A 14,262-nucleotide genomic window follows, 5' to 3' on the forward strand; every position below is an offset into this window, starting at 1 on the left:
AGTCGGCCGGTCGCGAGTGCGAGGCGCCTTGTGTGACGTGACTCCCGCACGTCGGTGGCGGCCGGCGGACCGAGTGCGTGCTTCCATATCCGGAGCGAGGTGTTCCGGCTTCGCCGCCGGCGGGAGGAACGATCCAGATGCACTTCCACGTGGCCGGACGACCGGACCGCGAGCCCTGCTCCGCGCTCGTGGCGGTGACGCAGTGATCGACCCTCGGGTCGTGCGGCTCGGCGTCGCGGAGTCGATCGAGACGGTGCACGAGGTGGCGCAGTTGATCACTCGGTTGCGTGCCGCCGCAGAGGATCTCGGCAACCGCGAGGCCGTCGGTGCTCAGCTCGACCAGGCCGCCGCCGCGCTCGCCGTGGCAATGGATGCACTGTCGGGAGCCGCTGGGTCGCTTGCCGAGGTGACGCAGGTCGAGCGCGCCGAAAGAGGTGTGCCCGTCGGGGAGTACACCGCCGTCATCGACCCGGAGGGCGAGACTCGCTGGGTCGAGAGCCCCGAGCCGCTCGAGCGTGCGCGCACGTACCGGTGTATCCGCGTCGTCAGTGGACACGGCGGTGACGAGGTCGCGGTCGTGGAATTCGACTCGGCGGCCCGGTGGGAGCCGGGGATCTACGACAGGGTGCTGTTCGACGCGGGCTGGGTCCGTGTCGGGCCGTGGTGCGGGCAGAGCTTCTGCGCGGTCGAGCCGGGGCCGGGAGCGTTCCCCGGGTCCGACTGACCCTGCACGGCAGATCCGGTGCGCCCGGGCGCGGTTCAGCGCCGGGCGTGCTCGCCGAGCCGGCTGCGGACGCCGTCCACGAAGAGGCTCAGCCCGTAGTCGAAACGCGCTGTCCCGCTGGTGCTGTCGTACAGCGGCGAGGCGTCCTCGGTGAGTGCGCCGTGGCTGTCCATCTGCATCCGGGACTGCTCGTCCGTCGTCTGCCCGAGGATGTAGAACAGCAGCGTGTCGGCGGCGAACTCGGCTTCGTCGGCCGGCAGCCCGGCCTCGGTGCACGACCGTGCCAGGGTGTCGCGAGCGTCGTTGGTCGCCAGTCGCGCCGCGTAGGAGGCGGCCGCCAGCTCCGCGCCGTCGCGGTGGGCGAGCAGTGCGTCCCGGATGCGGTGTGCCAGCACGTCGAGGCGCTCGTCCCACGCGGATGCGTCGATCGGCCCGGACACCCGGCCGAGCATGTCGTCGGTGATCGCCGCCAGCAGCGTCTGCTTGTTTGGGAAGTGCCAGTACAGCGCGCCGGGCTGCACGCCGAGCGAGGTGGCCAGCCTGCGCATGGTCAGGTCGCCCAGGCCGTACTCGTCGAGGATGGTGATCGCCCCGGCCAGGACGTCGGCTCGTCGCAACTGCACGTGTTGTCCGTTTCCGTCGGTGTTGGTTGACACCATTTCACCACGACCCTAACCTGAACGGCGTTCAACTTGTACGGTGTTCAAGTTCGTCGAGCTAATCACTTCGCGATCGGAACACTCGCCCGGCATTCAGGAGTTACCCGTGACCCAGGCCCCCGTCCGCACCGACATCCTCGCGATCGCGCGGGAGCAGGTCCTCGAGCGTGGTGAGGGCCTGACCCAGGAGCAGACCCTGCAGGTGCTGCAGCTGCCCGACGATCGGCTCGAGGACCTGCTCTCGCTCGCGCACGACGTGCGCATGAAGTGGTGCGGTCCGGAGGTCGAGGTCGAGGGCATCATCTCGCTCAAGACCGGCGGCTGCCCCGAGGACTGCCACTTCTGTTCGCAGTCAGGGCTTTTCGCGTCCCCGGTCCGCGCCGCCTGGCTCGACATCCCGAGCCTGGTCGAGGCCGCCAAGCAGACCGCCAAGACCGGCGCCACCGAGTTCTGCATCGTTGCGGCAGTCCGTGGGCCCGACGAGAAGCTGATGGCACAGGTCGCCGCCGGTGTCGAGGCGATCCGGGGCGAGGTCGACATCCAGGTCGCGTGCTCGCTGGGCATGCTCACCCAGGAGCAGGTCGACCAGCTGGCCGCGATGGGCGTGCACCGCTACAACCACAACCTCGAGACCTCCCGGTCGCACTTCCCCAACGTCGTCACCACCCACACCTGGGAGGAGCGCTGGGACACCCTGCGGATGGTCCGCGAGGCCGGCATGGAGGTCTGCTGCGGCGGCATCCTCGGCATGGGGGAGAGTCTCGAACAGCGCGCCGAGTTCGCCGCCAACCTGGCCGAGCTCGAGCCCGACGAGGTGCCCCTGAACTTCCTCAATCCCCGCCCCGGCACCCCGTTCGGCGACCTCGAGGTGCTGCCTGCGGCCGACGCGCTGCGGGCCGTGGCCGCGTTCCGGCTCGCGCTGCCGCGGACGATCCTGCGCTTCGCCGGCGGCCGGGAGATCACCCTGGGTGACCTCGGCGCCAAGCAGGGCATCCTCGGCGGCATCAACGCCGTCATCGTCGGCAACTACCTGACCACCCTCGGCCGTCCCGCCGAATCCGATCTGGACCTGCTCGGCGAACTGCAGATGCCGATCAAGGCCCTCAATCAGACCATCTAGGAGCGCCCGCGATGGACACGCCTGTCGCCGATGCGGCCGAGCGGTACAACCCGTACACGGGGCTGCGGATCGTGCCCGGCGTCCCGGATTCGGTGCCCGCCGCCGCGGAGTTGGGGCTCGAGCCGCCCCGGTTCTGCGAGCACTGCGGTCGCCGGATGATCGTGCAGGTCAGTCCCGACGGCTGGTGGGCCAAGTGCTCGCGTCACGGGGTCAGCGACTCCACGGAGGGCGAGCGGCGCTGAGCAGGCCGGGGCGCACTGAGGGGGGCGCCCCGGCCGAGCGCACTGAGGGGGGCGCCCCGGCCGAGCGCACTGAAGGGGACGCCCCGGCCGACGGCCCGAGCCGAAGCCCTCGCGCTCGTGAGGTCCGGCGCGCACGATCGGGAGCCGTGTCCGCGTCGTGCGTGGCACCTCGCGGTGCACCTCTAAGGTGGATGATCGTGACCACCGAGACCGACACACCCGATGCGCAGCACGCGCCCACCGCGGCGGAGCGCCGGACCCGCCGGGCCGACACGGCCGCGGCCGCCCGCGTCGTCGTCGGGATCGTCGTGGTCAGCGCGCTCGCCGGGATCGTCTGGGGTCTGCTCGTGCCCGCACAGCACTTCCTGGTCGTCTCCGGTGGCGGCGCCGTGTCGTTGACGGGGGAGAGCGGTCACCAGTTCGACGCGGTTGCGCTGTTCCTGTGCCTGGGGGCGATCCTCGGGGTGCTGTCGGCGGTCGCGGTCTGGACGCGGCGGGCGCACCGCGGAGTCGCGCAGGTGATCGGGCTGGTCGTCGGCTCCGTGGTCGGCGCATCCGCCGCCGCGGTCGTCGGGCTCGGGGTGGCCCGGTTGCGCTTCCCTGGGGTCGAGGACCTCGAACTGGGGCAGATCGTGCCCGCGACGCCGGGGCTCGGCACGATGATGGCGCTGATCGCGCAACCGTTTGCGGCGTCGCTGGTGTACCTGCTGCTCGTCTCGCTCAGCTCGCGTCCCGATCTCGGTCGCACCGCCCCCTCCGCCGCCGTCGAGAGTGCACCTGCCGACGCCGCGTCGCGGCCGTTGCTCCGATAGCTGAACTCTCGCGGGATCAGGTGGGGGGCCGCAGCGCGGCGAACTCGTCGGTGACGCGCAACCGCGACTCGGCAAACCGGTACAGGGCGGGCGGACGGCCGCCGAAGCGTCCGGGCGCGGCGGTCGCGCCGGTCGCGACCAGCACCCCGCGCCGACCGAGGACCCGCTGCAGATTCGTCGCGTCCACCTGATAACCCAAAGCCGCGCAGTAGATCTCACGCAACGTCGACATCGCGAACTCGTCGGGCGCGAGCGCGAACGCGATGTTCGTGTAGGACAGTTTCGCGGCCAGTCGCGTGCGGGCGTGCTCGACGACGACACCGTGATCGAATGCGGTCGGGAGGAGAGCCGAGACCGGATGCCAGGCGGTGTCCGGGGGAATGTCCGGGTCGGCGTCGAGTGGGACGAGACCGAGGAATGTCGAGGCGATCAGCCGGACGCCGGGCACCCGGTGCGGATCGGAGAACACCGACAGCTGTTCGAGGTGCGCGACCTCCCGCACGTCGACCTTCTCGGCGAGTTGCCGCCGTGCCGAGGTCTTCAGATCCTCGTCGTCGCGTAGCAGTCCGCCGGGCAGCGACCAGGCGCCGCGTTCGGGTTCGAGGGCGCGCTGCCAGAGCAGCACGCACAGCTCGGGATTGTCGTTCACATTGCGAACCTGGAACACCGCGGTGAGCACTTCGTGGAGGGTGTTACCATTGGGCACGTTTTCGATCGTAAGTCGAAAACCCCCGAAACGGAAATCCGGGCAGCCCCCCGGCATTACCAGCGACACGGCTTCGCGGTAAGGAGAACGGCCATGACATCGACGTTGTGGGCAGGTGCAGGTCAGATCACCGACGGTCCCGGTGGCTACACCGGCGTCGAAGCCGGCCCCGAATGGGCCGCCGAGGTGCGACGACTCGCCAAGGAGCGCGGCGCGACGCTGCTCGCGCACAACTACCAGCTGCCGGCCATCCAGGACGTCGCCGACCATGTCGGGGACTCGCTGGCGCTGTCCCGGATCGCCGCCGAGGCCGAAGAGGACACCATCGTCTTCTGCGGCGTGCACTTCATGGCCGAGACGGCCAAGATCCTCAGCCCGGACAAGACGGTCCTGATCCCCGACGAGCGGGCCGGCTGCTCGCTCGCCGACTCCATCACCGCCGACCAGCTGCGGGAGTGGAAGGCCGAGTACCCCGACGCCGTGGTCGTGTCGTACGTCAACACGACCGCCGAGGTGAAGGGCCTGACCGACATCTGCTGCACGTCGTCGAACGCCGTCGACGTCGTCGCGTCGATCGACCCCGACCGCGAGGTGCTGTTCCTGCCCGACCAGTTCCTCGGGGCGCACGTCAAGCGCGTCACCGGCCGGCAGAACATGCACATCTGGGCGGGTGAGTGCCACGTGCACGCCGGCATCAACGGCGACGAGCTGACCGCCCAGGCCAAGGCCCACCCGGACGCCGAACTGTTCGTGCACCCCGAGTGCGGCTGTGCCACCTCCGCGCTGTACCTGGCCGGCGAGGGCTTCGTACCCGAGGACAAGGTCAAGATCCTGTCCACCGGCGGCATGCTCGACGCCGCCCGCGCCACCGGCGCCAGGCAGGTCCTCGTGGCCACCGAGGTCGGCATGCTGCACCAGCTGCGCAAGGCCGCGCCCGAGGTGGACTTCCAGGCCGTCAACGACCGCGCGTCGTGCCCGTACATGAAGATGATCACCCCCGCCGCCCTGCTGCGCTGCCTGCAGGAGGGCAAGGACGAGGTGCACGTCGACCCCGCGGTCGCCGAACGTGCCCGCAAGTCCGTGCAGCGGATGATCGAGATCGGCAACCCGGGCGGCGGCGAGTAGTGAACGGGCTCGCGCCCGGCGCCGGGGTGCACGACAGCTGGGAGGCGCACGCCGACCTGGTCGTGGTCGGCGGTGGGGTCGCGGGACTGACCGCGGCCCGCACCGCGACCCGCGCCGGCCTGCGGGTGCTCACCGTCAGCAAAGGCGGTCCCACCGACACCGCGACCGTGTACGCGCAGGGCGGCATCGCGGTCAGCAGCGGTTACGACGTCGACGCCCACGTCGCCGACACCCTCGCCGCCGGCGGTGGGCTGTGCGACGAGGCGGCGGTGCGGTCGATCGTCGCGGCAGGCGCGGACGCGGTCACGGCACTCGCCGACCTCGGCGCGGTGTTCGACCGCGGACGCGACGGTCAGGTCTCGCGCACCCGCGAGGGCGGGCACAGCGCTCGCCGGATCATCCACGCCGGGGGCGACGCCACCGGCGCCGAGGTGCAGCGGGCACTGAACGCGGCGGGCATGCCGGTGCTCTTCGGTGCCGCCGCCGCGCGGGTGGTGACGGGCGTCGACGGCGTCCAGGGCCTGGTCGTCCTGTCGGACAAGGGCTTCGGCACCGGCACCGACGGCACCGCCGTCGGCACCGGCATCGACAGCACCGCCGTCGGTGTCATCCACGCACCGGCCGTGCTGCTCGCCACCGGCGGCCTCGGTCAGCTGTACTCGTGCAGCACCAACCCGCCCGGTGCGACCGCCGACGGCATCGCGCTGGCCCTCGACGCCGGTGCGATCGTCGCGGACCTGGAGTTCGTCCAGTTCCATCCGACCGTGCTGTTCGCGGCAGGCGGGGTCGGCCGGCGTCCGCTGATCTCCGAGGCGGTGCGCGGCGAGGGCGCGGTTCTCGTGGACTCCCACGGGAATTCGGTGACCGCGGGTGTGCACCCGATGGGTGACCTGGCGCCGCGGGACGTGGTGTCCAAGGCGATCGCAGCACGGTTGCGGACGCTCGGGGAGGACCACGTGTACCTCGACGCCCGCCGCGTCGACGGCTTCGCGGAGCGGTTCCCGACCATCACCGCGTCCTGCCGGGAGGTGGGCCTCGATCCCGCCGCCGACCTGATCCCCGTCGCGCCTGCCGCGCACTACTCGTGTGGCGGCGTCGTCACCGACACCCACGGGCGCACCCGGGTGCCCGGCCTGCTCGCGGCCGGTGAGGTCGCGCGCACCGGGCTGCACGGAGCCAACCGGCTCGCCTCCAACAGCCTGCTCGAGGGCCTGGTCGTCGGAGAGCGCGCCGGGCTGGCCGCAGCCGAGCGCATCGGAACTTCAGTGGAGGTGGCCTCCTCGGATCTCCCTGCCGCGGAGGTGGTGTCGCGGGCCACGGTGCAGTCGCTGATGACCGCGCACGCGTCCGTCGTGCGCGACGGGGACGGCCTGTCCACGGTGTCGGTGGCACTGGCGAGCCGCGAGACGGTGCGGCCGTCGACCGTCACCGACCTCGAGGACGCCGCGCTCACCACGGCGGCGTCCGCGCTGGTGCTGGCCGCGTCCGCCCGCACGGAGAGCCGTGGCTGCCACACCCGGCTCGACCACCCCGACACCGACGACGCCTGGCGGCGGCCGCTGCCCGTGCGCCGCGAACCCGACGGCACTCTCGCCCTCACCGACCTCGTGAGCGCCGAACCGATCCCGACAGGAGCACGATGACCACCCTGGCTGACGGCCTCGACCGCGACGAGATCCGCGCGCTGGTGCGGGTAGCCCTCGACGAGGACCTGCGCTACGGACCCGACGTCACCTCGGTGGCGACCGTCCCCGAGGGGGCGGTCGCGAAGGCGTCCGTCGTCTCCCGCAGTGCCGGTGTGGTCGCGGGCATCGACGTCGGCCTGCTCGTCCTCGACGAGGTCGTCGGCGCGGGCAACTACGAGGTCCTCGCCCGCGTCGACGACGGCACCGCCGTGGCGGCGGGCGATGCGGTGCTGACCGTCTCCGCGCCGACCCGGGACCTGCTCACCGCCGAACGCACGATGCTGAACCTGCTGTGCCACCTGTCCGGCATCGCCACTGCCACCGCGCGGTGGGTCGAGGCGGTCGCGGGCACCGACTGCAAGATCCGCGACAGCCGCAAGACGCTGCCCGGGCTGCGGTCGCTGCAGAAGTACGCGGTGCGGATGGGCGGCGGCGTCAACCACCGGATGGGTCTCGGTGACGCGGCGCTGATCAAGGACAACCACGTCGCGGCCGCCGGGTCCGTGGTCGCGGCGCTACGGGCGGTCCGTGAGGTCGCGCCGGACATCGAGTGCGAGGTCGAGGTGGACAGTCTCGCGCAGCTCGACGAGGTTCTCGCGGAGGGCGTCGACCTGGTGCTGCTGGACAACTTCGCGCTCTGGGAGACCCAGTCCGCGGTGCAGCGCCGCAACACCCACTCGCCGAAGACCAAGCTGGAATCGTCCGGCGGCCTGACCCTCGACGTCGCCGCCGACTACGCCGGCACCGGCGTGGACTTCCTCGCCGTCGGCGCGCTCACCCACTCGGTGACGGTCCTGGACCTCGGTCTCGACATGTGACGCCGGCGCCCGGGCGGTGTCCGGGCGCCGACGCGGTCGCCGGCGCGGGCTCAGGCCGCCGGTGTCACCGTTACGGTCACCTCGTCGACACCGGACTCGGTCCGCACCGTCAGCAGGCGGTTCTGCCGGTCCCAGGTCACGACGTCCGCACCCGCGACCGTGACATCCCCGGGAAACCCGTTACGCGGCAGGTAGATCTCGGTGGGGGCCGTGACGGCGGGGTCAGGACGGAAGGTCAGCTCGAGGTGGTCGGTGGACGACGACCACTCGTGCGGTGTGCCCGCAACCGCGCGCGGGTAGGGCTTGTTCACGGTGTCGACGAGAATCGTCCGCGTCCCGTCCTCCAGGTACGGGCCCCAGGGACCGGGGTCGCTCGACCAGTACGCGACTCCCGCACCCATCTCCCGAGCCTCGGTGTAGACGCGATCGAGGTACTCCTGGGCGCCCGGCAGCGTGGTATCGAGCCCGAACTCGCCGAGGATGATCGGTGCCCCCTGAAGGACGTTCCCGGCGATGTGTTCGATGCTTGCGCGCCAGGTCTCGATGGTCGCGTCGGTGAGGTCCTTCGACACACCCGAGTAACCGTCACCGAGATCGAGGGGCAGCGGGTACAGGTGCGGGCAGTAGGCGATGCGTCGCTCGCCCGCACGGGGGTCGTCGATGTTGGTGAGCCCGCTCGGCACGCCCTGATTGACACCGACGGCCTGCGGGGCGACACACACCCAGCTGTCCTGGTCGGCCTGCCGAATGGCGTTGGTGGTCCGCTGGTACAGCGCGGCCAGCGGACCGGACTCGAACGCAGGCCCCTGCAGTGAGCCTCCCCACGGCTCGTTCATCAGGTCGTACGCCACGACGGTGTCGTTGTTCGCGAATCGTTCGGCGACCGCCCGCCACGCATTCGCGTAGTGCTCCGTCAGCTCGGGATGCTTGCCGGTGGTGTTCCAGAAGTTGTCGAATGCGCGGATGACGCCCGGCTCGACGTAATACAGCTCCCAGCGGTCCCTTTCGTTGACCGGAAGGCCGTCCATGTACGTCGCCCAACCCGGAGCCCCGTTGCCGGTCCTGCCGTCAGGGGTGATCGCGCCGGAGTAGAGGTCCTGGTGCATGTCGAGCATCACCTTGTAGCCGCGTTCGGCGTACCAGCCGACCCGGTCCTCGACCCGGTCCAGGTACGCCTGGTCGTACTGTCCCGGTTCGGGTTCCACGGAACGCCACGAGATCAGGAAGCGTACGAAGTTCGTTCCCATGTCGGTCTGTTCGCGGTCGAGGTCGGCTTCGGTGAAGGCAGGCATGCCGTCCGGCGCGCTCTTCGAGCTCGATGCCGTGTTGAATCCCCGCAGGATCAGTGACCGGCCGGCGTCGTCCTTGAGGTAGGTCCGCGTCGTGCCACCGCCACCGCCACTCCCGGACGTGGGCATACTGCTCTGTGCGGTCGCGATCCCGCCTCCGAGGATCAGTGTGCTCGTGACGATCAGGGATGCGAGCCGGATGCGGCGCATGAAACCTCCTGGTGTTCTGCGGGTCAGCGGGATGTCGTGCCTTGCGGTGGTCACGCCGGCTGGCTGGTGCTCTCTCGGCCGTTCTCGGTGTGTCCGACGAGTCTGCGCCGGAAGTCCGGGTCCTCCTCGACGGTGATGGTGCAGTCGTACCAGCCGTCGCCCGACGGAGCCGTCCACGACGCCCGGCCGCCGGATGCGAGTTGCCGGCGGCCCCCGTCGACGACGATCGTCAGAGCGTGCGGTCCCCGGTTCTCCACCGACAGGTCGAGGGCCATCGCGGTAGGGTCCGCCGACGCGGATACGTCGAGTGTCGCGGCCGCACCCTCGGCCGAGCCGGCGAACTCGCGTCGGAAGCCGTTCGGGCCCACCAAGAGCAGGTCGTACCGTGGGGCGGGCAGGTTGGCGGTGTGTGTGATCTCGCCGAGGACGTCGAAATGCCGCGGCTGGTCGAACTCGCCCGCGTACGGATACAGGGCCAGATGTGCCGACGACGCACCGGTGTTGGACAGGTGCACCGTCACCGAACGAGCGGCGGTGTCCACGCGGGCGTCTGCGCCGGGTTGATAGGGCAGCGCCCTGGCGGGCCGGGTGCCGCTCTCCTGCAGTGGCATTCGCTGCTCGACGGGTGGGGTCGGAGTCCATCGCGGCTCCAGCGGCGGGGTCGGCTGCGGCCGGGTGAGGGTGGGGCGAGCGCGTGGATGGGCGAAGTCGAACGCCGAGGTGAGGTCTCCGCTGACCGTGCGCCGCCACGGGTCGATCTCCGCCTGGGCGATCCCGAATCGCCTCTCCAGGAACTGGGCCACCGAGGTGTGGTCGAACACCTGCGAACAGACGAACCCCCCTACGGTCCAGGGCGAGATGATCGTCATCGGCACCCGCGGGCCGAGGCCCAGCGGTTGGTCACCCACCCATTCCGTGGCGGCGGTGCGGGGCGGGCGGGGTGGCGGGACGTGGTCGAAGTAGCCGTCGTTCTCGTCGAAGTTCACGATCACGGCCGTTTTCGCCCACAGGTCCGGGTCGGAGGCGATGGCGTCGAGCACCTGGTACAGCAGCGTCGCGCTCGCCGCGGGTGACGATCCGGAGGGATGCTCCGAATCGACCTCGGACGGAACCAGATAGCTGACCTGCGGCAGCCTGCCCGACTCGACGTCCTTCCGGAACTCGGCCGCGAGTGTTCCCGGTCGGGACCGGTACAGCGCGCGGTCGTACAGCTCACGGTCGGCCGGGGTGAGCTGATCGGCGGCGATCTCGAGCGCGCGCACCGCCGCGTCCTGGACCGGTGGGGGCATCGTCGGCAGCGCCAGGTAGAACCCCGCCAGGGTCTGCAGCTGGTAGGGGAGCAGGCCGGGGTGGCCGAGCAGGGCGGCCCCGACCTTCTTGAAGGTGGTGAAGTACTCGAGGTTGTTGTCCCCGAAGTTGTCCCACTCCTGGTACGTCTTCCAGGTCACGCCCGCCGCCTGCAGCCGCTCGGGGACGGTGGTCCACCCGTAGCCGGCATGCCAGGGGTCGTAGGCGGCGTTGGTGACGGCGCGGCCCTCCGGACCCGGATCCGACGACAGTGTCACGCCCGAGGACCCCGCCAGATCCGACGAGGCCGCGCTCTTCGGTAGCGGGGCGGGAGGCTCGAAACCGGTGTATCCGGACACCCAGTAGTTGCGGTTCGGGCTGGTCGACGTCGGTACCGAGCAGTGGTAGGCGTCGCAGATCGTGAACGCGTCCGCGAGCTCGTAGTGGAACGGGATGTCCTGGCGGTCGTAGTACGCCATCGTGGTGCCCGTCTTGGCCGCGACCCATCCGTCGTGCCAGCCGTCGGCAAGCGCCCGGTGGCCGCCTTCCCAGCTGTGGTCGAGGCCGGTGACGTTCTGGGCGTCCATCTGCTGCGCGGCGGCGGAGTCCCGGATGGGGAAGGGCAGCACCCTGCCGGTCGGTGCGGGCTGCTCGAAGACCGAGGCCCCGTCCCGGAGCCGCAGCGCGTTCGGGTCACCGAATCCCCGGACCCCACGCAGCGTTCCGTAGTAGTGATCGAACGACCGGTTCTCCTGCATCAGCAGCACGACGTGCTCGACCGACTCCAGGCCGCCGGGGGGCACCGGGGTCGCGAGTGCGCGCTGCAGGGAGGGTGGGAGCAGTGACGATGTGGCGACCGCCGCCACCGCGCCCGCGCTCGCTGTGAGAAAACTCCTCCGGGAGAAGGTGTTTCGGTTCGCATCCGGTGCGCTGTGGGTGGGGTCGGTACGGCTCACGATCCGAGACTGTAGACCAAACGTCCAGTTGTTTTGGGGGAGTGTGGGAATTCGCTGCGCCGAGCCATCGGGGCGGGGTCATGTCGTAGTGTGGTCCACGCCACTGTTCGGCCGACCCGAGGAGCAGCGATGAGTTCACGTCTCAACCCGTACATCAGCTTCAAGGACAACGCCCGCGAGGCGATGGAGTTCTACAAGGGTGTGTTCGGCGGCACCCTGAACCTGAGCACGTTCGGCGAGTTCGGCGACAAGGACGCGCCCGGTGCCGACGGCATCATGCACGCCATGCTCGAGACGCCACAGGGATTCACCCTGATGGGTGCGGACACCCCGCCCGGCATGGAACACAACCCCGGTACCAACTTCTCGGTGAGCCTGAGCGGTGACGACGCCGACGAACTGCGAGGCTGGTGGGAGAAGCTCTCCCAGGGCGGTCAGGTCGCGGTGCCGCTGGAGAAGCAGATGTGGGGTGACGTGTTCGGCATGTGCACCGACCGATTCGGTATCGGCTGGATGGTCAACATCGCCGGCGAGTCGTCCTGACGGGCGCTCACGCCGACGGCGCTCACACGGTCGCGGCCCGTCGCACCAGCGACAGGAACCCGGCGGCAGTGAAGAACAGGCCGGCGAACACCCGGCCGGTGATGCGCTGCTGCCGGGGCGAGCGCATGAACGTCAGCACCCGCGCGGCGAGACCGGTGTAGCCGGTCATCACGATCACGTCCACGCAGATCATCGTCGCCGCGATGATCGCGTACTGCGGGACCAGCGGCCGTGCCGGGTCGAGGAACTGCGGCAGCACCGCGAGCATGAACACCACGGCCTTCGGGTTGCTCGCGTTCACCAGAAAGCCGCGGGTCACCATGCCGAGCGCCGACCCGGTCGGCTTCGCGCTGTCGGTGTCGACCTCCGTCGGCGCGGCCCGCCACTGCCGGATCCCCAGATAGACCAGGTAGGCGACCCCGAACCACTTGATGACGGTGAACGCCACCGCCGACGACGCGAGGAGGGCGCCGACCCCGGCCGCCACGATCACGATCTGCAGCAGCAGTCCGAGTTGCAGGCCGAGGATGTTCCAGTAGCCGCGGCGCAGTCCGTGGCTGAGCCCGGACGACATCGACGCGATCGCCCCTGCGCCGGGGGACAGGCTGATCACCCACGCCGCGCCGAGGAAACCCAACCACACCTGCCACGTCACCCGAACAGCATAGGGGCAGGTCCGGTGCCACTTTCGGGCGGAGGGCCGGCGCCGTCAGCTGCCGGACGTCGCCAGGCAGCTCCGCGGCGGATTCACCAGCGAGCACACCGAGTCGGCCATGACGGGGCGGTAGTCGGCCGGGACGCCGTGGCCGGCGATCACCTCCCGGTACGTCGCGACCGCGTCGGTGGGTCTGCGGGTCAGGGTCGGATCGGTGAGCACGTCGACGGTGTAGAGGCCGAAGCGGTTGCGGTAGTTGCCCCACTCGTAGTTGTCGGTGATCGACCAGTAGTTGTAACCGATCACGTGGGCGCCGTCCGCCTTCGCGCGCTGCAGCCAGTAGACGTGATCCCGCAGATGGTCGGAGCGGGTGTAGCCGTCCGGGCGGGGCTTTCCGTCGTCCATCGGCATCCCGTTCTCCACCACGAAGATCGGCAGCTCCGGATACTTGTGCTCGAAATGCATTGCCGCGTGGTAGATCCCGTCCGGCTGCGGGCGGACGTCGTAGAACTTGTCGGTCGCGGCGGCCGCCGCGGTGAGGTTGTCCAGTGAGACCCCGTAGTAGTAGTCGAGACCGAGGAAGTCGAGCTTGTCGCGGACACGATCGGTGAACTGCCCGTCGATCACGTCCATCACAGCGGGGATGTACGCGACGTTGCTCGACACCCGGGCGCCCGGGTCGAGGCGGTGGATGACGTCGTACACGGCGCGGTGGGTGCGCACCATCCGGTCGAGCACCGCGGTGGCGTCGAGCGGGGAGATGCCGCCGAACGTGGTCTCCTTGAGCACGAACGCGGTCGGCTCGTTGAACGTGATCCAGGTGGCGCCCTGACCGGCGTAGCGGGCGATCACCTTGTCCGCGTTCGCCAGCCACAACCCGATCGTCTCGTCGGTGCGCCACCCGCCGCGGTCGGCGACCCAGCCGGGGTACACGAAGTGGTCGAGGGTGATCATCGGCCGCATCCCGTGCGCGCGGATCTGCCGCACCACGTCGTCGTAGTACGCGAACTCGGCCTCGTCCCAGCTGTCGGGTGTCGGCTGGACCCGCGCCCACTCCACCGAGAACCGGAACGTGTCGACGCCCATGGCCGCGGCGTTGGCGATGTCCTCGGCGTAGCGGTGCCGGAAGTCCGGGCCGCTGCCGTACGGATCGTGCGTCTTGCCCGCCGCGATGTAGCGCGACCAGTTGCTGTCCGGCGGCGGACCCTCGGCCTGGAACCCGGACGTCGCCACACCCCACTCGAAGTCGGGTCCGAGCGGGTCCGCCGCGGGCGTCGCGGTCGCGGGGGAAACCGCGACGGCGGGAAGGGTCAGGGCGGCGGCGAGCAGGGCGAGAAATCGTGCGAATCGGGCCACGGTGAGCAGGTTAGGGCAGAGTCGCCGACCGCTATGGCGAAACTCACAAAGAATTCCGTTCGATGGATTAACGGT

General features: G+C 70.3%; 14 protein-coding genes. 8 read left to right on the plus strand and 6 right to left on the minus strand.

Annotation, left to right across the window (positions count from 1 at the left end):
* The first annotated feature begins 202 nt into the window (after window positions 1-202).
* Entirely contained in the window at window positions 203-724 is a 522-nt protein-coding gene (locus ACWDUM_RS18760) for a hypothetical protein (protein ID WP_450135087.1), read from the plus strand.
* Between the two features lie 35 nt (window positions 725-759).
* Here ACWDUM_RS18760 and ACWDUM_RS18765 read toward each other — a convergent pair whose 3' ends face one another.
* Window positions 760-1,347, minus strand: coding sequence for a TetR/AcrR family transcriptional regulator C-terminal domain-containing protein (locus ACWDUM_RS18765; RefSeq protein WP_450114785.1), 588 nt, complete (start codon window positions 1,345-1,347; stop codon window positions 760-762).
* 142 nt (window positions 1,348-1,489) lie between these two features.
* Between ACWDUM_RS18765 and bioB the strand changes: the two genes are divergently transcribed.
* The 3 genes from bioB to ACWDUM_RS18780 all read left to right on the plus strand — a co-directional run bounded on the left by bioB (window position 1,490) and on the right by ACWDUM_RS18780 (window position 3,557).
* Window positions 1,490-2,503 (plus strand): biotin synthase BioB, encoded by a 1,014-nt coding sequence (gene bioB, locus ACWDUM_RS18770; protein WP_450135088.1) that lies wholly within the window; start codon window positions 1,490-1,492, stop codon window positions 2,501-2,503.
* A gap of 11 nt (window positions 2,504-2,514) precedes the next feature.
* Window positions 2,515-2,745, plus strand: a complete 231-nt coding sequence (bsaP, locus tag ACWDUM_RS18775; protein WP_450135089.1) for a biotin synthase auxiliary protein BsaP — start codon at window positions 2,515-2,517, stop codon at window positions 2,743-2,745.
* A 197-nt stretch (window positions 2,746-2,942) separates the two neighbouring features.
* On the plus strand, window positions 2,943-3,557 hold the full coding sequence (locus tag ACWDUM_RS18780) for a DUF2567 domain-containing protein (RefSeq protein ID WP_450135090.1): 615 nt from the start codon (window positions 2,943-2,945) through the stop codon (window positions 3,555-3,557).
* Window positions 3,558-3,573: 16 nt separating this feature from the next.
* On the opposite strand, the gene ACWDUM_RS18785 is transcribed toward ACWDUM_RS18780, so the two are convergent.
* Window positions 3,574-4,263, minus strand: coding sequence for an NUDIX hydrolase (locus ACWDUM_RS18785; RefSeq protein ID WP_450114789.1), 690 nt, complete (start codon window positions 4,261-4,263; stop codon window positions 3,574-3,576).
* 93 nt (window positions 4,264-4,356) lie between these two features.
* Here ACWDUM_RS18785 and nadA point away from each other — a divergent pair, with 93 nt between their 5' ends.
* From nadA to nadC, 3 genes are read left to right on the plus strand one after another with little or no spacing between them, the layout of a single operon-like run.
* The gene (nadA, locus tag ACWDUM_RS18790) at window positions 4,357-5,388 is read left to right on the plus strand and encodes a quinolinate synthase NadA (protein ID WP_450135091.1); all 1,032 of its coding nucleotides are present in this window, start codon (window positions 4,357-4,359) and stop codon (window positions 5,386-5,388) included.
* A complete protein-coding gene (locus ACWDUM_RS18795) occupies window positions 5,388-7,031 on the plus strand; it encodes an L-aspartate oxidase (RefSeq protein ID WP_450135092.1) in 1,644 nt (547 codons plus the stop codon). The genes nadA and ACWDUM_RS18795 overlap by 1 nt, the downstream gene beginning before the upstream one ends.
* Window positions 7,028-7,891 (plus strand): carboxylating nicotinate-nucleotide diphosphorylase, encoded by an 864-nt coding sequence (nadC, locus tag ACWDUM_RS18800; protein ID WP_450135093.1) that lies wholly within the window; start codon window positions 7,028-7,030, stop codon window positions 7,889-7,891. The genes ACWDUM_RS18795 and nadC overlap by 4 nt, the downstream gene beginning before the upstream one ends.
* A 50-nt stretch (window positions 7,892-7,941) precedes the next feature.
* Here nadC and ACWDUM_RS18805 read toward each other — a convergent pair whose 3' ends face one another.
* Window positions 7,942-9,390, minus strand: coding sequence for a cellulase family glycosylhydrolase (locus tag ACWDUM_RS18805; protein ID WP_450135094.1), 1,449 nt, complete (start codon window positions 9,388-9,390; stop codon window positions 7,942-7,944).
* A gap of 50 nt (window positions 9,391-9,440) precedes the next feature.
* Complete coding sequence (locus ACWDUM_RS18810; protein WP_450135095.1) at window positions 9,441-11,633, minus strand: phosphocholine-specific phospholipase C; 2,193 nt, start codon at window positions 11,631-11,633, stop codon at window positions 9,441-9,443.
* A 129-nt stretch (window positions 11,634-11,762) separates the two neighbouring features.
* On the opposite strand from ACWDUM_RS18810, the gene ACWDUM_RS18815 reads away from it, so the two are divergent.
* Complete coding sequence (locus tag ACWDUM_RS18815) at window positions 11,763-12,176, plus strand: VOC family protein (RefSeq protein ID WP_450114795.1); 414 nt, start codon at window positions 11,763-11,765, stop codon at window positions 12,174-12,176.
* 22 nt (window positions 12,177-12,198) lie between these two features.
* On the opposite strand, the gene rhtB is transcribed toward ACWDUM_RS18815, so the two are convergent.
* Window positions 12,199-12,831, minus strand: a complete 633-nt coding sequence (rhtB, locus tag ACWDUM_RS18820) for a homoserine/homoserine lactone efflux protein (RefSeq protein ID WP_450135096.1) — start codon at window positions 12,829-12,831, stop codon at window positions 12,199-12,201.
* Between the two features lie 54 nt (window positions 12,832-12,885).
* A complete protein-coding gene (locus ACWDUM_RS18825; protein ID WP_450135215.1) occupies window positions 12,886-14,160 on the minus strand; it encodes a glycoside hydrolase family 1 protein in 1,275 nt (424 codons plus the stop codon).
* Window positions 14,161-14,262 lie beyond the last annotated feature (102 nt).

This window comes from Rhodococcus sp. NPDC003322 (genome assembly GCF_053589555.1).

Coding starts and splice junctions, on each gene's coding strand:
- nadA (WP_450135091.1), top strand. CDS start 4,357: ATGACATCGACGTTGTGGGCAGGTGCAGGTCAGATCACCGACGGTCCC.
- nadC (WP_450135093.1), top strand. CDS start 7,028: ATGACCACCCTGGCTGACGGCCTCGACCGCGACGAGATCCGCGCGCTG.
- ACWDUM_RS18805 (WP_450135094.1), bottom strand. CDS start 9,390: ATGCGCCGCATCCGGCTCGCATCCCTGATCGTCACGAGCACACTGATC.
- bsaP (WP_450135089.1), top strand. CDS start 2,515: ATGGACACGCCTGTCGCCGATGCGGCCGAGCGGTACAACCCGTACACG.
- ACWDUM_RS18815 (WP_450114795.1), top strand. CDS start 11,763: ATGAGTTCACGTCTCAACCCGTACATCAGCTTCAAGGACAACGCCCGC.